The sequence below is a fragment of the Mesorhizobium sp. L103C119B0 genome, assembly GCF_000502235.1.
In the GTDB taxonomy this organism is placed as follows: Bacteria; Pseudomonadota; Alphaproteobacteria; order Rhizobiales; family Rhizobiaceae; genus Mesorhizobium.
The window spans coordinates 244,100-260,206 of sequence record NZ_AYXE01000008.1 but is presented as its reverse complement, the minus strand read 5'-3'; the positions used below and the strand labels follow the sequence as shown (position 1 = coordinate 260,206).

18 protein-coding genes are annotated in these 16,107 nt (G+C 63.1%); 5 read left to right on the top strand and 13 right to left on the bottom strand.

Translation table 11 applies throughout. The features are described 5' to 3' along the window. Positions 1–55 precede the first annotated feature (55 nt). The 3 genes from X728_RS150260 to X728_RS150265 form a co-directional block, all read right to left on the bottom strand. The gene (locus tag X728_RS150260) at positions 56–1,081 is read right to left on the bottom strand and encodes a type II CAAX endopeptidase family protein (protein WP_023831884.1); all 1,026 of its coding nucleotides are present in this window, start codon (positions 1,079–1,081) and stop codon (positions 56–58) included. Between the two features lie 147 nt (positions 1,082–1,228). Beyond that, on the bottom strand, positions 1,229–1,783 hold the full coding sequence (locus tag X728_RS01000000166820) for a DUF1236 domain-containing protein (protein ID WP_050589916.1): 555 nt from the start codon (positions 1,781–1,783) through the stop codon (positions 1,229–1,231). Positions 1,784–1,889: 106 nt separating this feature from the next. Then, a complete protein-coding gene (locus X728_RS150265) occupies positions 1,890–2,987 on the bottom strand; it encodes a putative zinc-binding metallopeptidase (RefSeq protein ID WP_023671710.1) in 1,098 nt (365 codons plus the stop codon). 293 nt (positions 2,988–3,280) lie between these two features. On the opposite strand from X728_RS150265, the gene X728_RS150270 reads away from it, so the two are divergent. Further along, entirely contained in the window at positions 3,281–4,078 is a 798-nt protein-coding gene (locus X728_RS150270; RefSeq protein ID WP_023694544.1) for a lytic transglycosylase domain-containing protein, read from the top strand. Between the two features lie 100 nt (positions 4,079–4,178). Here X728_RS150270 and X728_RS150275 read toward each other — a convergent pair whose 3' ends face one another. The 3 genes from X728_RS150275 to X728_RS150285 form a co-directional block, all read right to left on the bottom strand. Further along, positions 4,179–4,457 carry a hypothetical protein gene (locus X728_RS150275; protein WP_023671712.1) on the bottom strand — a complete coding sequence of 93 codons (279 nt, stop codon included), beginning with the start codon at positions 4,455–4,457 and terminating at the stop codon, positions 4,179–4,181. A gap of 215 nt (positions 4,458–4,672) precedes the next feature. After that, positions 4,673–5,095: a hypothetical protein gene (locus tag X728_RS150280; RefSeq protein WP_023834707.1), complete on the bottom strand. Its 423-nt coding sequence runs from the start codon at positions 5,093–5,095 to the stop codon at positions 4,673–4,675. A 139-nt stretch (positions 5,096–5,234) separates the two neighbouring features. Next, complete coding sequence (locus X728_RS150285) at positions 5,235–6,467, bottom strand: argininosuccinate synthase (protein WP_023831883.1); 1,233 nt, start codon at positions 6,465–6,467, stop codon at positions 5,235–5,237. 189 nt (positions 6,468–6,656) lie between these two features. On the opposite strand from X728_RS150285, the gene X728_RS150290 reads away from it, so the two are divergent. Continuing rightward, complete coding sequence (locus X728_RS150290; protein WP_023831882.1) at positions 6,657–7,298, top strand: LysE family translocator; 642 nt, start codon at positions 6,657–6,659, stop codon at positions 7,296–7,298. On the opposite strand, the gene X728_RS150295 is transcribed toward X728_RS150290, so the two are convergent. The 5 genes from X728_RS150295 to X728_RS150315 form a co-directional block, all read right to left on the bottom strand. Continuing rightward, positions 7,270–7,737 (bottom strand): hypothetical protein, encoded by a 468-nt coding sequence (locus X728_RS150295; RefSeq protein WP_023831881.1) that lies wholly within the window; start codon positions 7,735–7,737, stop codon positions 7,270–7,272. The two genes, X728_RS150290 and X728_RS150295, sit on opposite strands and share 29 nt — an antisense overlap. Beyond that, positions 7,734–8,966 carry a 23S rRNA (adenine(2503)-C(2))-methyltransferase RlmN gene (gene rlmN, locus X728_RS150300; RefSeq protein WP_023831880.1) on the bottom strand — a complete coding sequence of 411 codons (1,233 nt, stop codon included), beginning with the start codon at positions 8,964–8,966 and terminating at the stop codon, positions 7,734–7,736. The genes X728_RS150295 and rlmN overlap by 4 nt, the downstream gene beginning before the upstream one ends. A 110-nt stretch (positions 8,967–9,076) precedes the next feature. Further along, complete coding sequence (locus X728_RS150305) at positions 9,077–9,580, bottom strand: invasion associated locus B family protein (RefSeq protein ID WP_023671718.1); 504 nt, start codon at positions 9,578–9,580, stop codon at positions 9,077–9,079. A gap of 314 nt (positions 9,581–9,894) precedes the next feature. After that, positions 9,895–10,257 carry a YkvA family protein gene (locus X728_RS150310; protein WP_023687669.1) on the bottom strand — a complete coding sequence of 121 codons (363 nt, stop codon included), beginning with the start codon at positions 10,255–10,257 and terminating at the stop codon, positions 9,895–9,897. A 119-nt stretch (positions 10,258–10,376) separates the two neighbouring features. Further along, entirely contained in the window at positions 10,377–10,673 is a 297-nt protein-coding gene (locus tag X728_RS150315) for a 4a-hydroxytetrahydrobiopterin dehydratase (protein WP_023706758.1), read from the bottom strand. Between the two features lie 104 nt (positions 10,674–10,777). Between X728_RS150315 and X728_RS1000000169035 the strand changes: the two genes are divergently transcribed. Next, complete coding sequence (locus tag X728_RS1000000169035) at positions 10,778–11,305, top strand: low molecular weight protein-tyrosine-phosphatase (protein ID WP_023671721.1); 528 nt, start codon at positions 10,778–10,780, stop codon at positions 11,303–11,305. Here X728_RS1000000169035 and thpR read toward each other — a convergent pair. Both thpR and X728_RS150325 read right to left on the bottom strand, forming a co-directional pair. Then, on the bottom strand, positions 11,209–11,805 hold the full coding sequence (gene thpR, locus X728_RS150320) for an RNA 2',3'-cyclic phosphodiesterase (protein WP_023831878.1): 597 nt from the start codon (positions 11,803–11,805) through the stop codon (positions 11,209–11,211). The two genes, X728_RS1000000169035 and thpR, sit on opposite strands and share 97 nt — an antisense overlap. Before the next feature lie 274 nt (positions 11,806–12,079). Then, a complete protein-coding gene (locus X728_RS150325) occupies positions 12,080–12,724 on the bottom strand; it encodes an arylesterase (RefSeq protein ID WP_023671723.1) in 645 nt (214 codons plus the stop codon). Between the two features lie 104 nt (positions 12,725–12,828). On the opposite strand from X728_RS150325, the gene X728_RS150330 reads away from it, so the two are divergent. Together X728_RS150330 and X728_RS150335 are read left to right on the top strand one after the other, a co-directional pair. Then, positions 12,829–13,530 (top strand): ABC transporter ATP-binding protein, encoded by a 702-nt coding sequence (locus X728_RS150330; protein WP_023831877.1) that lies wholly within the window; start codon positions 12,829–12,831, stop codon positions 13,528–13,530. Next, on the top strand, positions 13,530–16,079 hold the full coding sequence (locus X728_RS150335; protein WP_023831876.1) for an ABC transporter permease: 2,550 nt from the start codon (positions 13,530–13,532) through the stop codon (positions 16,077–16,079). The genes X728_RS150330 and X728_RS150335 overlap by 1 nt, the downstream gene beginning before the upstream one ends. The last annotated feature ends 28 nt before the right edge of the window (positions 16,080–16,107 follow it).

The window sequence follows — 16,107 nt, the reverse complement described above, 5'->3', positions numbered from 1 at the left end:
CCGAAGAGTCAAGACAAGGGCGGCTTCCCGGTCTCTGGATCGGTCCCTGTTTAGTTCACCTTGCATCCCGAGGGTCGGCCGTAACCTTCAGCGGCGAGCGCGGGTGCAGAAGCAGCAGGATCGTCAGCAAGGTGCAGACGATACCGATGGCGGCGATGATGNTCAGCGGCGAGCGCGGGTGCAGAAGCAGCAGGATCGTCAGCAAGGTGCAGACGATACCGATGGCGGCGATGATGACGGCATCCGTCGTCGTCCAGTCCGGACCTTCCAGCGGCTTGGCGTTGAACAGGGCGAAGGAATTGTAGTTCTCCTGATGCGAGATCAGCAGGAAGCCGGTGAGATTGTTGCCGAGATGGGCGCCGAAGGCGGCGCCGAGATTGCCGGTGACATAAACCACCAGCGTCAACAGCAAGGCGAAGGCGGCGATCGAGGCCAGCACGCAGGCGTTGATGGCGGGGGTCGAGCCCGGGCTCCAATGCAAGGAGGTGAACAGCAAAGCGGGCAATAGCGCCCACACGTAAGGGCTCTCGAAGCGCCTGGCCAGGCCGCGCAGCAGATAGCCGCGAAACAGCATCTCCTCGGACGAGGTCTGCAGCAGGGTCAGCGCCACGATCGGGAGCAGGAACAGCAGCCAGGTCGACAGGTTGATCGTGCCGCGGGCGATTTCGGGCTGTAGCCAGTAGAGCAGGATTTCGGAAAGCGCCGATGTGATCAGCACCGCGACCAGGCCCTTGAGGAAGCCCGACAAGGACACGCGGCGGCTGGCGCCGAAAAGCGCCGAGAGCGGCTCGCCATGGACGAAACGCATGGCAAGCCAGAGGCCGAGCCAGATGCCGGTAAACGAAGTGAGTGCGGTGAGTATGCCGATGGGCGAGGCCAGAAAGCCCTGAAGCGGCCCGCGCGGATCGTCCGGCAATACATGCCAGACGATCGCGACATAGGTGCCGCCAAGCACCACAACCAGGGTGATCGCCACCCAGAACAGGACGACGACTGCCGTTCCAATTATCAGCCGCGGCAGGTTCGTCTTTTCGGTGGCCGTGTTGCTATAGCGCTCGAAGGCGGCTGGATCTGATATCACGCGAATTCCTCTGCCGAACGCATCGGGTCGCATGATCTAGGGGATCGTCGGCTCTCGCGCAATTGCTGCTGTTCAGCGACCCTTTTGCCGCCCTCAGCCTCGGCAGGAGGGCGGCACGAGTTCACTTGTCATTCTTTCCAGGCAAAATCAGCGCACGACGTACATGATGCGCCGTGTCTGCGGGTCGACCAGCGCCTGCTGGCCATTCACATAGACGTAGCGGTAGCGGTAGTCGGGGATTTCGCGCAGTTCGACCGTGTCGGGCAAGGTGGCACCGGTCACCACCTCGCCCTCGAGATAGACAGGATCGAGCCGGTGCGTGCTGACATAGGTGCCGACTTCCGCCGGTGGCCTGTCGATGGCGTCGACGGGGCCGTCGTCGGACAGAATCGCACCGGTATAGGTATCGGGATAATCATCCTGCGGCGGTGTAACCACGGTGATGGCGGCGTTGGCGGGGCGGCGTGTCAGAACGACCCGGTTGCCGCCGAAATCGGCCGTGACATAGTCGGAATAGACCCAGCCCTGGCCTCCGGCTTCGGCAATGGTGCACCATTTGCTGTTTTCGATGCAGCCATTGAGCGTCGCCGACTGGCCGGCGGCGAGCACGCCGATCACAGGATATTGCGGGCCGGGGCCGGCGCGCACATTAAGATCGGTGACGGCCGAGACGGCGGTATCGGCGAGTGCCGCACCCGACATCGCGACAAGCGCCCGGCGACGGCCGGAAACAATATGCGTCTCATGGTTTCTCTCCCTTTCATGGTCCCTCGCGACACCAAACGAAACCAGAACGCATGCGTTCCGGCTAAAATACCGACGCCAGCTCACGATTTGTTCCGGTTTCTTTCGGCAAACCGGTCAAAAGCTCATGCACGAAGCTGAGTTTCTGCGCCGTCACGTCCGAAATGACGAAGGGATAAAGGTCGGGCAGGCCCATGCAGCGGTTGATCGAGTTGGAGGCTTCCGAGAGTACCAGCCAGCGGGCGAGAATCTTTTCGAACGGCTCGGGCACGGCGTCAGGTTCCGCGGGCGCCGCCTGCAACCGGCCGCCGGTGTCGCCTTGCGGCAGCACATTGGTCTCCATCGTCTCAAGCTGGCCGAGTGGAAAATTCAGCGCGTGCACCATCTCCAGCGTGTCGGTGATGTGGAGATGGTGCGCCCAGGTCTCGGCCCAGTCTTCCCATGGATGCGACGTCGCATAGGCGGAGATGTGGTTCTGCTGCCAGTCGGGCGCAGCGCCATTGGCGTAATAGGCCTTCAGCGCCTGCTCGTAGTCGGGGCGTTCGTCGCCGAACAGCGCCCGGAAGGCATCGAGCCGTTGCGGCTCGTCGCGGATCAGCCGGTCCCAGTAGTAATGGCCAAGCTCATGACGGAAATGACCGAGCAGCGTGCGGTAATTTTCGCCCATCTCGACGCGACGCCGCTCGCGCTCGGCCGAGTCCGCCTCGGCGACGTTGAGCGTGATCAGGCCGTTGTCATGGCCGGTAAGGATGCGTTCGCCGCCGGGACCGCCGCCGATCGGATCGGCAATGAAGTCGAAGGCGAGGCCGATTTCGTCGCCGTGCTTGTGCTTGGGCACGACCGGAAGGCCGAAGGCGAGCAGCGAATAGACGGCGCGCTTCTTGGCCGCCTCGACGCGAATCCAGCGGCGGCGGTTGCCGTCGACGGAGAGGTCGGGGATCAGCTGGTTCAGCACGCAGGCGCGGCAGTAGGTATGACCCGGTTCGGCCATCCAGTTGCAGGCGCATTCATCCGCATTGGTGCAGTGGAAGATGCCGTCGACGTCAGACAAGGCAAAGCGCGCATGCTCGGGATCGTAAAGCACGAGACTCCCGCAATTCAGGCACTGCGCATTCTCGAAGTAGAGGCGATGGCCGCAATGCGGGCAGTCGAACAGTTTCATGTCGATCTCGATGCGTCAGGCGTTGGCGTATGGCGTCAGAGGAGGAATATGGTGCGGAGCGGCGCCTCGCCCAAACGCCCGCCACGGGCCGCCGTTCCATGCGCCCGTCACCTCTTTTTACCCGAGCAGCGAATTCGCCTGCCCGGCACCGGGCGTTTCGGCCACAATAAGCACTTGATCGTAAGCAAATTCCGCTGCATTGGCCAGGGTAGCGCCGGGGGTACGGTGACAATGGCGCGTTTCGCTGGCAAGTTCGCAACCGGGACGTGATTCAGGCAATCAGGAGAGAAAGCATGGCATTGCTTGCCAAGGGAAAGATTATTGCTGCCGCGGTGGTCGCGGTACTCGCGCTGGCGACGGGCGCGCAGGCGGCGGCCAGCTGCGGCAAGACCGGCGCGGGCTTCGAAGCGTGGAAGCAGGACTTTGCCGCGCAGGCCAGGTCCGAAGGTGTTGGTGGGAAGGGTCTGGCTGCTCTGGCCGGTGCCAGCTACGCGACAAAGACAATCTCCGTCGACCGCGCCATCCACAAGGCGTTCAGCGGTTCGGTGGACGCCTTCATGAAGCGCCGTGGCGGAGCTGCGATCATTTCCAGGGGCCGTGCGCTGAAGAAGTCGAATGCGGCGATGTTCGACAGGATCGAGAGCAATTACGGGGTGTCGCCGGGCGTGTTGCTGGCCATCTGGGGCATGGAAACCGGCTTCGGAGCCTCCCTTGGCAACCAGAACACGGTCTCCGCCATTCTGACGCTTGCCTATGATTGCCGTCGCCCGGGGTTCTTTTACCCGCATGCCATTGCGGCGCTGAAGCTGGTCGATCGCGGCGCGCTCAGCGCCTCGTCGGTTGGGGCTGCGCATGGCGAGATCGGCCATACGCAGTTCCTGCCCGGCAATGTCCTGAAGTATGGCGTCGGCAACGGAAATCTGCGCGACAAGGCAACGGCCTTGGCTTCGACGGCCAACTTCCTCAAGGCTCATGGCTGGCGGGCGGGTGCGAGCGCGAGTGCGAATATGGGCGCCATCGCCGGCTGGAATTCCGCCAGCGTCTACCAGCAGGCCATCGCCCAGATCGCCGACGCGATCGACGGCAGCTGATAGAAATATCCAGATCGAAGAACGGAAAGCCCGGCCATGCGCCGGGCTTTTCTGCAAGGACTGGAGCTTTTGGCGTTCAAACCGTTCAGCAGCCGAGCGGCTACCCGCCTTTTATGACCTTCCAGATGTCCGTGGACTGGTCGAACTGGAGGCGGTTTATGTCGGAGAAGGTCAGCCGGCCGGTCTTCATGGCATCGACAAGGCGGCGGCACAGCAGTGGCGGCATGCGCTCCAGGGAAACGCCCATAAAAGCGGCGATCTCGTGTTTGGCCGATATATTCGATATGGCCACCTTGCTGACGCAGCGATCGAATGCCGCCTCGGGATCCTGTCTCACTTGCTCCTGCCCAGTCTGGCAACCGGCCAGCATGACGACCATTGCAGGCAGGGCCACAAACCACGGCTTCATTGTCAGCTGCCCCCATCGATTGTGAGGAGGCTAGATAAGGGCCCGAAAAGATCAAGCAGGAAAAGCACTGAGTTCTTTGCCGCCGCTCTATTTCTTTGTTTTTACGCAGTTACGGACGAAGTCGGGCATGCTCTTTCTCGAATTGCTCGATCGTTGGCGCAAATGCCGGCTGAGCGACTGGGCTCTCAATAATGTGCGTAGCCGCTCAACGGGCACTTCTGGGAAATAGGAACCTCGAAGGCGCCTTCAGTACCTTTGCAGCTCCGGAATTTGGAGTTGCGCAGCACCGGCGCGGCCCTGGCAGCCGCCTTTGACTTGCCCTTGATGACCAGCCATATCTCGGTCGGCAGGTCTAGCTGCACTCTGTTCAAATCGGAGTAGCTGATCCCCCCGCTGCGTACGCCTTCGGTGATACGCTGGCAGAACAGGGCCGGCATGCGCTCCTGCGAGACGCCCATGAAAGAGGCGATTTCGTGCTTGAACGTGATGCTCCACAAATGGACTGCGGAGATGCACCCGTCCTGCTCGCGTTTCGCGGCCGCCTGCGAGGACTGGCATCCGGTAAAGACGATGGCCGCCGCAAGCATGAGAAAAATGGCGTTTTTCACGATCAGAATCCCTCGCCCCGCGAAGGAATTTAGATGAGGCTTTTAAAAGGTCAAACGGAAACCATGTCAGCCAGCTTGGCCTCTTATATTAGAGGTACCAAATAAAAACCCTGCGTGACCGCCGGGTTTTCCTGGAACACTAGTTTGGTTCACCCTTGCGGCTCCTTGCCGCCAGCGTCCTCAGCCGCAGCGCATTGAGGCGGATGAAGCCGGCGGCGTCCTTCTGGTCGTAGGCGCCGCGGTCATCCTCGAAGGTGACCAGCGCGTCGGAATAGAGCGTCTTCTTGGATTTGCGGCCGGTGACCATGACATTGCCCTTGTAGAGTTTCAGGCGCACCGTGCCTTCGACGTCTTCCTGGCTCTTGTCGATCATCGCCTGGAGCATCAGCCGCTCGGGCGAGAACCAGAAGCCGTTGTAGATCAGCTCGGCGTAGCGCGGCATGAACTCGTCCTTGAGGTGGCCGGCGCCGCGGTCGAGCGTGATCGATTCGATGGCGCGGTGGGCGACGATCAGGATGGTGCCGCCGGGGGTCTCGTAGACGCCGCGCGATTTCATGCCGACGAAGCGGTTCTCGACCAGATCGAGCCGGCCGATGCCATTGTCGCGGCCAAGATCGTTAAGCGCCGTCAGAATGGCGGCCGGCGACAGCTTCTTGCCGTTCAGTGCAATCGGATCGCCCTTCAAAAATTCGATCTCGATCTCGGTGACCTTGTCCGGCGCCTCCATCGGCGAGACGGTGCGCTGATGGACGAATTCCGGCGGCTCGCTCCACGGGTCTTCCAGCACCTTGCCCTCGGAAGAGGAGTGCAGAAGGTTGGCGTCGACCGAGAACGGCGCCTCCCCCCGCTTGTCCTTGGCCACCGGGATCTGGTGCTGCTCGGCGAAGTTGATCAGGTCGGTGCGCGACTTGAACGACCAGTCGCGCCACGGCGCGATGACCTTGATGTCGGGATTCAGCGCATAGGCCGACAGCTCGAAACGCACCTGGTCGTTGCCCTTGCCGGTGGCGCCGTGCGCAATGGCATCGGCCCCGGTCTCCCTGGCGATCTCGACCAGGTGTTTGGAGATCAGCGGCCGGGCGATCGAGGTGCCGAGCAGGTAGGTGCCTTCATAGACGGCATTGGCGCGAAACATCGGGAAGACGAAGTCGGCGACGAATTCCTCGCGCACATCGACGACGCGGATATCCTTGATGCCCATCATCTCGGCCTTCTTGCGCGCCGGCTCCAGCTCGCCGCCCTGGCCGAGATCGGCGGTGAAGGTGACGACTTCGGCGCCGAGCTCGGTCTGCAGCCATTTCAGGATGATGGAGGTGTCGAGACCGCCGGAATAGGCGAGCACGACCTTCTTGACGTCTTTTGTCTTGGGCATTGCTGAGGACATTTTGGCGGTTCCGCGCGATGAGTTTCGCGGGCGAGGTATCACGGCATTTCCGGCCAGCGCAAGGGATGAACGGGCGCCGGCCGCCGCAGCCGCTGGACCAGATGCCACGCCAGTCAGTTGCTGGCGTGAGCGGGGAGGCTGCGTTATAGACCGACGATCATTCGCCAGGGCCCACCGATGTCCTTCATTCCCGACACCACCACGCTGATCCAGTTCGCCATCGCCACCATGATCCTGGCGATCACGCCGGGGCCGGATATGACGCTGTTCGTCTCGCGGACACTGAGCCAGGGCCGCGCCGCCGGCTTTGCCTCGCTGGCGGGTGCTCTGTTCGGAACGCTGATCCACACAACTTTGGTGGCGGTCGGCATCTCGGCGCTGATCGTCGCCTCGCCAATGGCCTTCCTCGTGCTGAAAATTTTCGGCGCCGCCTATCTGGTGTTCCTGGCCTGGCAGGCGATCACCAAGGGCTCGGCGTTTTCACCGCAGAAGAAGAACGGGCCGCAAATTTCGCTGTTCCGCAGCTGGGCCGCCGGGCTTGGCGTCAATCTGCTCAACCCGAAGATCATCCTGTTCTTCATGACGTTTCTGCCGCAGTTCGTCTCCGCTCACGATCCGAACGCGCCGGGAAAACTGTTCTTCCTCGGCCTCATGTTCATCGTGCTGTCGATCCCGATGACAGCGCCGATGGTGTTTGCCGCGGAAAGGTTTTCGGCGGCGATGAAGGCCAGCCCGCGCGTAACGCGGGTCGTCGACTATCTCTTTGCCGGTGTGTTTTCGGCCTTCGCGCTCAAGATCCTGACCGCTCAGGCGAAGTAGCGGCCTGCCACCAGCTTCCGGCCCAGCGGCCGGCGCTTAGCCAGTAGAAGATGCCGCCGACCATGCCGCAGCCGATCACCGCGGCGATGGCGCGCGGTTCGGTGACGTCGAAATCCACGTTCTGATGGACGAAGCCGAGGAAGGCCGCGGCCACGAAGCCGCCCGCGAGTGCATAGAACAGCCAGTCGCGGCGGCTGAGGACCTCGGAGATCAGGATTGCGACCACCGCCGGTATGAAAGCGAAATAGGCGACAAACAGCGCCACGAACGGGATCGAAAAATACAGCGCCGCGGCCGCCGCTGGGTGCGCATCGTCCGGCATATAACCGACGGAAGCCAGGAACAGCACGTTGAGAAAGGCGCTCGCCGCCAATGAGGCGACGACATAGCCGAACAGGATGACAGCGAAACGGAGGATATAGGCGAAGAGGCGGCTCACGCCTCGCCATGCCCCGCAATCATCATGGCTTCCAGCGCCAGGCGGTCGACCTTGCGCATGCGTTCGGAGTCGGATTTGAGCTGCCCGCAGGCGGCCAGGATGTCGCGGCCGCGCGGCGTGCGGATCGGCGAGGCATAGCCGGCATTGTTGATGTAGTCGGCAAACTTCTCGATCGTCTCCCAGTCCGAGCACTGATAGTTGGTGCCCGGCCACGGGTTGAACGGGATCAGATTGATCTTGGCTGGAATGCCTTTGAGCAGCTTGATCAGCCCCTTGGCGTCCTCGATGGAATCGTTGACGTCCTTCAGCATCACATATTCGAAGGTGATGCGCTTGGCGTTGGACAGGCCGGGATAGGCGCGGCAGGCCTCGATCAGTTCCTTCAGCGGATACTTCTTGTTGATCGGCACAAGCAGGTCGCGCAAATCGTCATTGGTGGCGTGCAGCGAGATCGCCAGCATGACCCCGATCTCCTCGCCGGTGCGGAAGATCTCGGGCACCACGCCGGAGGTCGAGAGCGTAATGCGGCGCTTCGACAGCGACAGTCCGTCGCCGTCGGAGGCAATCAGCAGCGCCTTCTTCACCGCCTCGAAATTGTAGAGCGGCTCGCCCATGCCCATCATGACGACGTTGGAGACTTTTCTGCCCTCGGCAGGGACGATGGCGCCGTCGGGTGTGTCGCGGTCGGGGAAATCGCCGAGCCGGTCGCGGGCGGTGAGCAATTGCGCCAGGATCTCTTCCGCCGTCAAATTGCGCACCAGCTTCTGTGTGCCGGTGTGGCAGAACGAGCAGGTCAGCGTGCAGCCGACCTGCGATGAGATGCATAGCGTGCCGCGGCCTTCTTCGGGGATGTAGACGGTCTCGATCTCGACGGGACGGCCGGCGCCGCGCGGCGGAAAGCGGAACAGCCACTTGCGCGTGCCGTCGGAGGAAATCTGCTCCTCGACGATTTCGGGCCTGGCGATGGTGAAATGCTTGTCCAGTTCGGCGCGCAGATCTTTGGAGATGTTGAACATGCCGGCAAAGTCGGAGACGCCGCGCACATACATCCAGTGCCAGAGCTGTTGGGCGCGCATTTTCGCCTGGCGCTCGGGCACGATGCCGGCACTGATGAGGGCGTCACCGAGCTCGGCCCGCGTCAGGCCGATCAGCGACGGCTTCTCGGGCGTGGCGCGGGCGCGCAACGCATCGCGTGCGCCCTCAGTGGTGAGATCGAAGGAAAGGGTCATATCAGCGCCAATATAAGCGAATTGCGGCCGATTTCATCCATCGTGCCGAAAAGAAGCGCGGCGCATAGCACAGGTTGCGGCGAGAGTCATGCGGCGGGAACCGCGCTAGCCTACTTGCACTTGGCGATCGACGTCAGCGCGGCCGAGATGCCTTTCAGCGAAAACACATAGGTCGTCGGATTGCCGCGGCCAGACTTCGCCGAGACCTTCATGTCGGTGCCGGTTTTCATGGCGGCGATCAGCACCGGCTCTTCGGCGGCGTTCTCGACCCAGGCCGACTTGCCGCGGGTGAACATCGAGAACGTCTTCTTGTCGATGGTGACGGTGGCCTTGGAGCCTTCCTGGAATGTGTAGCCGGCGATGAATTGCGGCTCGTAGGACACTTGCTGGCCCGGCCGCTGGCTGACGAAGAAGAACATGTCGCCGTGATCGAGCGTCGGCGGCTGCTTGTCGGTCGGCACGGTGAGCACATAGCAGACCTTGCCGCCCTGCGCCTGGTAGCTGTAGGTGCCCCAGGCATTGTGCTGGCCGATCTTGGTCGCCTGCTGCGCCAGCGCCGGCGCGGCAAAGGCCACCAGGACCAGGCTCGAGACTAGTGCAATCAATCCGCGCATCGCTTTTCCCGTATTCCAAATGGTGCGGGGCAGGCCGGCTTGGCGTCCTGCCCGTCGCTTCATTTTGATTTAATCTGGGTTACCAAACGGTGAATTTCCCTTGGAAAAGGACATTCACCCATGGAAACCACCGCCATTTCCGCGCCGCTTCTTGAAAAAACGGCTTTCGCAATGTCCCTGCGGCGACTTGGAGGCCACGAAAGCGGCAAGAGTTTGACTTTTCGAACGGCCGCAGCGGAACCCGAAGCCAAGCCGCTATCGTCCTGTTTGAGCGGAGGATTTCTTCTGAACCCAGTTGCCAACGCGACGCCGATTCAGCTCTTGTCGGCGATCGCCTCCTTGGCGGCCTTGCGGTGCGCAGGGGTGATATGGGCGCTTACCGCTGAGATCGCGGCGGTCAGCACGGCAATGTCGTCGGTGAAGCCGAGGCCGAAGACGAAATCGGGTATGACATCGACCGGCAGCACGAAATAGCCAAGCGCTGCCAGCAATATGCCCTTGGCACGCAAAGGCGTCTTCCTGTCGAGCGCGCAATAATAGCCGGCGACGACCTCTTCCATGAACGGAATCTGCCGGGCGGCCTTCTTGGCCGTGCGCCAGAATTTGGCGCGCACTTCACTCTCGTCGCCGAGCTTGCTGCCGAAGCCGAAGAAATCAAAACCGGGCTGCTGCGCCATCAATCCTCTCCTTGCCGGCCGTCGCGCTACGCGTTTCGCGCGGCCGCCACGGAAAATGTGGTGAAAGTCCCGGTCCACTGCAAGAGGATGGCGCCGATTTGGCGTTGCCGCCCCAGCGTTCAGCCGCCTGCATACCCATTCATCTTCTTGGCCAGCGCGATGTCGAGCGCGGTGACACCGCCGGCATCATGGGTGTTGAGCGTCACGTCGACAGTCTTGTAGACGTTCGACCAGTCGGGATGATGGTCCATCTTCTCGGCGGCCAGCGCGACGCGGGTCATGAAGGCGAAGGCTTCGGAAAAATTCTTGAAGACAAAGCTGCGCTTGATGGAGGCGCCATCGGCTGCCTGCGACCAGCCAGGCAGTTCGGCCAGTGCGGCGGCGATGGCGTCCTTGCTGAGTTTCTCTCTCTTCATGATGATTTCCCATGCTATCAAAGATATCGACCCTCACCATAATGCAAGTCGCCCAAAAGTCCTTTGCGTTTTGGGCTTCCAAATGCACGAACGGCGCATATCGAATGAGCGTAAAGCCGATAAATTCCATACTCTTCGTCTGCCTCGGCAACATCTGCCGTTCACCCCTGGCCGAAGGCGTGTTTCGCGCCGTGCTGGCGGAGCGCGGCCGCGACATGGTGCTGGACGATATCGTGCTGGACTCTGCGGCGACCGGCGGCTGGAACCTCGGCGAAGCGCCCGACCCGCGCTCGATCGCGATTGCGGCCCGCCACGGCATCGACATATCAGGGCAGCGGGCACGCAAGGTCAGGCCGGGGGATTTTTCGCGCTTCGACCTGATCCTCGGCATGGATCGGCAGAATGTCCGCGACCTCAAGGCGTTGGCGCCGGCCGGTGCGCGCGAACGTATTCATCTCTTGGCAGAGTTTGCGCAGGGCAAAACCCGCGACGTGCCGGATCCCTATTATGACGGGGCCGAAGCGTTCGCTTCGGTCTACCGCATGATCCGCGAAGCGTCGGAGGCGCTGGCGACGAGATTGGTGGCGCGGGCGTCGACGCCGGAGAGCGGCCACGCCTCCTCGACAATGTAGGGACCGCCGCCGACCGAATCGCGCGACGACATCAGCACGAAGCGGCCGACGCGAAACGGTAGCGTCGCAAAATTGCCGCGCGCCGACAGGTACTGGGCGACGTCGAGCGGGCTCGAATTGCGCAAGCGTGCCAGCGTAACATGCGGGGTGAACTTGCGCGGGTCGGCGGGCAGGCCGAGCCGCTGGCAGATGCGGTCGATTTCGCCTTGCAGCGCCGAAAGGTCGGGCGAGGCGAAGACGCCGGCCCAGACGGCGTGCGGCTTCTTCTGGCCGAAAGCGCCAACTCCGGACAGGGTGAGCGAGAAGGATGGGCGGTGCACCCGGTCGAGTGCGTTGGCGATTTCGTCGGCGATATGGCCTTCGACGTCGCCGATGAAGCGCAGCGTCAGATGGTAGTTTTCGACATCGATCCAGCGGGCTCCGGGCAGGCCGCCCCTGAGCAGGGACAGCGAAAGAGCGGCGTCACGGGGTATTTCGAGGGCGGTGAAAAGACGCGGCATGGTGAGCCTCCCTTCCTCGAATCGAACTGTGCCCCCTAGCGAATCATCGATAGTCAAACGGGGCAAGTGGTTTGTTGGTTGCAGGCATTTTTACGAACAGGCGCCTCCAAGCGATGAATGAGCACTATTGCCGTGCCGCCTCGGCGCTTGCATTACCCAGATGCTGCATATGCTCTTCGAGCGCAGCATGGATGACTCGGGTCATCGGCAGCCCGGTCTTTTGTTTCAAAGTTCGCGCGAGGCGAACGCCGCGTTATTCTCGTCAGGCCGGCGTTCAACCGCCACCCTCAACTGCCGCAATCGCCTTCTCCACGGCGGGCATGATGCGCTCGACCATCGCTGCGACGCCCTTCGGATTGGGATGCAGGCCATCCTCCAACTGCAGGCCGGACTGCCCGGCGACGCCATCGAGAAAAAACGGATAGAGCGGCACATCGTATTTCGCGGCCAGCTTTGGATAGATCGCATCGAAGGCGTTCTGGTAGTCGGCGCCGAGATTGGGAGCGGCGCGCATGCCGGCCAAAAGCACCGCGATCTTGCGCGCTTTCAGCTTCGCCAGCATGTCGTCCAGGTTCTTTTCCGTGATGCTGGGCGAGACGCCGCGCAGCATGTCGTTGGCGCCGAGTTCGAGGATAACCAGCCTTGTCCCATCCGGCACCGACCAGTCAAGCCGCGCCAAGCCGCCGCTCGAGGTGTCGCCTGAAACGCCGGCGTTGGCTACGGTGACGTCATGGCCTTTGGCGCGCAGCGCAGCTTGCAATTTGTCGGTAAAGCCATCGCCAGGCCCGAGGCCGAAACCGGCCATCAGGCTGTCGCCGAAGCCGACGATGGTGAACGTCTCGGCGCGCACGGACGAAATGGCGCCGCAAAGGGTGACGAAAAGGACGAGCCCTGCGGCATTCAAGCGTTTGAAAGATATCTTGCGTTTGAAAGACATGTGGCAGGCCCCATATACCCGAGGAATTCTTCCGGCGTCGGCTTCCGGCAAGCAGAGCCTTCATCCTGATATAGGACGCTTTAATTGTGACAGAAGCCGTCATCGCGCTGAAAGACATATCCCTGACCCTGGGCCAAGGGGCTTCGTCGGTGCATGTGCTGAAAGGCGTCAGCCTTGACGTGACGCGCGGCGAGGCGACCGGCATTGTCGGCCCTTCGGGTTCCGGCAAGTCGACCTTGCTGATGGTGCTTGCCGGGCTGGAGCAGGTCGATTCGGGGACGGTGCGGATCGCCGGCGAATTGCTGAACGGCAAAAGCGAGGACCAGATCGCATCGTTTCGGGGCCGAAACATCGGCATCGTCTTCCAGTCGTTCCATCTCATTCCCAACATGACGGCGCTCGAAAATGTCGCGGTGCCGCTGGAACTGGCCGGCCATGCCGATCCGTTCGGCGTCGCCGCGCGCGAGCTGGCAGCGGTGGGCTTGAGCGACCGCGTCACCCACTATCCGGGCGAGCTGTCCGGCGGCGAACAGCAGCGCGTGGCGATCGCCCGCGCGCTGGCGCCGTCGCCGCGCATTCTCATCGCCGACGAGCCGACCGGCAATCTCGACCAGGCGACGGGGCGGCAGGTTGCCGACCTTTTGTTCGCCAAGGCGGCCGAGCGCGGCATGACCTTGTTGCTGGTCACGCACGATCCGGCCCTTGCGGCGCGCTGCTCGCGCCAGGTCTCGATGCGCTCGGGCCGCATCGAGGATGCGCCGGTAGCGCAGGTCAAGGTGCCGGCCTGATGCCACTGTCGCAGACGCTGAAGCTCGCGTTCCGCTTCTCGCTGCGCGAGATGCGCGGCGGGTTGTCGGGTTTCCTGATCTTCCTTGCCTGCATTGCGCTCGGCGTCGCTGCAATCGGCGGGGTCAATTCGGTGGCGCAGGCGATCACCGCAGGCGTTGCAGACCAGGGCCAGACGCTGCTTGGCGGCGACTTGCGCTTCCAGCTCAACCAGCGCGATGCGACGCCAGCCGAAAGCACCTTCCTCGACCGCCTCGGCACTGTGTCGCACAGCGCCAATATGCGCTCGATGGCGCGGCTGGAAGAAGGCTCCGACCAGGCGCTGGTCGAGGCCAAGGCCGTCGACGACGCCTATCCGCTCTATGGCGCGATCGAGACCGCGCCGCAGCTTGGCAGAAAGGATTTGTTCGGCGAGAAATCAGGCGTCTTTGGCGCCGCCGCGCCCGACCTGTTGTTCGACCGGCTGAATGTGGAGATCGGTGACCGGCTGAAGGTCGGCAGCGCGACATTCGAATTGCGGGCCAGGCTGGTGAGCGAACCGGATGCGGTGTCGGACGGTTTCGGCTTCGCGCCGCGGCTGATGGTCTCGACCGCGGGGCTTGCCGCCTCTGGGCTGATCCAGCCAGGCAGCCTGGTCGAGAATGCCTACAAGGTTCGGCTGCCGGCCGGCGCCAGCGAGGCCGATCTCAAGGCCATCCAGGATCGGGCGGCGAGCGATTTCCCCGAAGCCGGCTGGTCGATCCGCACCCGCTCGAACGCCGCGCCGGCGCTGTCCTCCAACATCGAGCGCTTCTCGCAATTTCTGACGCTGGTCGGGCTGACGGCGCTGGTCGTCGGCGGCGTCGGCGTTGCCAATGCGGTGCGCGCCTATCTCGACGGCAAGCGCGGCGTCATCGCCACCTTCAAGAGCCTTGGCGCCTCGGGCGGCTTCGTCTTCACCGTCTATCTCGTGCAGATCCTGATGATCGCCGGCCTCGGCATCGCGCTTGGCCTCATCCTCGGCGCCGCCATGCCGTTTGCTGCCAGCGCTGCGCTCCAGTCGGTCATTCCGGTGCCGGCTAAAGGCGGCTTCTATCCCGTTGCGCTGGCTCTTGCCGCGCTGTTCGGGCTGCTGGTGACGCTTGCCTTCGCGCTGTTGCCGCTCGGCCGCGCCCGCGATGTGCCGGCGACCGCGCTGTTTCGCGAAATGGGTTTTGAGGGCCGCGGCTTTCCACGCCTGCCCTATCTTGCCACGGCGGTCGGCATCGCGCTCGCTTTGGCGGCTTTGGCCATCCTGTTTTCCGGCGACCGGCGCATCGCCACGATCTTCGTCGGCGCGACGGTCTTTGCTTTTCTGGTGTTGCGCCTGGTCGGTGCGGTGGTGCAGTGGGTGGCGCGCAAAAGCCCGCATGCGCGCTCGGTCGCGCTTCGGCTCGCCATCGGCAACATCCACCGGCCCGGCGCGCTGACGCCGTCCGTCGTGCTGTCGCTGGGCCTCGGCCTGACGCTTTTGGTGACGCTGGCGCTGATCGACGGCAATCTCAGGCAGCAGATCTCCGGCAGTCTGCCGGAACGGGCGCCGAATTTCTTCTTCGTCGACATCCAGAATAGCGAGGTCGATGCCTTCTCGACATTGATCGGCAAAGAGGCGCCGAAGGGAACGCTGGTCAAGGTGCCGATGCTGCGCGGCCGGGTGATGGCGCTGAACGGCGTTAGTGTCGACAAGGCCAATGTGCCATCGGAAGGCGCCTGGGTGCTGCGCGGCGATCGCGGCCTGACCTACGACGCCAAACAGCCGGCCAATGCGACACTGACCGAGGGCAGCTGGTGGCCGGAGAATTACAGCGGCGAACCGCTGGTTTCGTTCTCCAACGATGAAGGCAAGGCGCTCGGCCTGAAGCTTGGCGATACCGTCACCGTCAATGTGCTCGGACGCAATGTGACGGCCAGGATCGCCAATTTCCGCGAGGTGCAATGGGAGACGATGGGCATCAACTTCGTCATGGTGTTCTCGCCCAACACTTTTGCCGGCGCCCCGCATGGCTGGCTGGCGACGCTGACCGAAAAGGATGCCACGGCAGCAGAGGATGCCCGCCTGCTGAACGCCGTCACCCGCGCCTTCCCGGCGGTGACGACAGTTCGGGTCAAGGACGCGCTCGATGTCGTCAACCGGCTGGTCGGCCAGCTCGGCACGGCGATCCGGGCCGCGGCCGGCGTTGCCTTGATCGCTTCGGTGCTGGTGCTTGCCGGCGCGCTCGCCGCGGGAAATCGCGCCCGCATCCACGATGCCGTGGTGCTGAAGACGCTGGGCGCCACGAGGCGCACGCTTATCGCGGCGTTTTCGCTGGAATACATGCTGATCGGCCTGGCCACCGCGGTGTTCGCGTTGGCTGCCGGCGGCGTCTCCGCCTGGTACATCGTTGCCCGCATCATGACACTGCCGTCGCATTTCATGCCGGAGGTGGCAGTGGCGACCTTGGTGTTTGCGCTGGTGATCACGGTCGGCATCGGCCTTGCCGGCACCTGGCGGGTGCTCGGCCACAGGGCGGCGCCGGTGCTGCGCAACCTCTAGGCCCCAAGCGGCAAGGTTGGCCGAATCT

Coding starts and splice junctions, on each gene's coding strand:
- X728_RS150335 (WP_023831876.1), top strand. CDS start 13,530: ATGCCACTGTCGCAGACGCTGAAGCTCGCGTTCCGCTTCTCGCTGCGC.
- rlmN (WP_023831880.1), bottom strand. CDS start 8,966: ATGACCCTTTCCTTCGATCTCACCACTGAGGGCGCACGCGATGCGTTG.
- X728_RS150270 (WP_023694544.1), top strand. CDS start 3,281: ATGGCATTGCTTGCCAAGGGAAAGATTATTGCTGCCGCGGTGGTCGCG.
- X728_RS150305 (WP_023671718.1), bottom strand. CDS start 9,580: ATGCGCGGATTGATTGCACTAGTCTCGAGCCTGGTCCTGGTGGCCTTT.
- X728_RS150315 (WP_023706758.1), bottom strand. CDS start 10,673: ATGAAGAGAGAGAAACTCAGCAAGGACGCCATCGCCGCCGCACTGGCC.
- X728_RS1000000169035 (WP_023671721.1), top strand. CDS start 10,778: ATGAGCGTAAAGCCGATAAATTCCATACTCTTCGTCTGCCTCGGCAAC.
- X728_RS150310 (WP_023687669.1), bottom strand. CDS start 10,257: ATGGCGCAGCAGCCCGGTTTTGATTTCTTCGGCTTCGGCAGCAAGCTC.
- X728_RS150275 (WP_023671712.1), bottom strand. CDS start 4,457: ATGGTCGTCATGCTGGCCGGTTGCCAGACTGGGCAGGAGCAAGTGAGA.
- thpR (WP_023831878.1), bottom strand. CDS start 11,805: ATGCCGCGTCTTTTCACCGCCCTCGAAATACCCCGTGACGCCGCTCTT.
- X728_RS01000000166820 (WP_050589916.1), bottom strand. CDS start 1,783: ATGTCGGGTGCGGCACTCGCCGATACCGCCGTCTCGGCCGTCACCGAT.
- X728_RS150265 (WP_023671710.1), bottom strand. CDS start 2,987: ATGAAACTGTTCGACTGCCCGCATTGCGGCCATCGCCTCTACTTCGAG.
- X728_RS150285 (WP_023831883.1), bottom strand. CDS start 6,467: ATGCCCAAGACAAAAGACGTCAAGAAGGTCGTGCTCGCCTATTCCGGC.
- X728_RS150290 (WP_023831882.1), top strand. CDS start 6,657: ATGTCCTTCATTCCCGACACCACCACGCTGATCCAGTTCGCCATCGCC.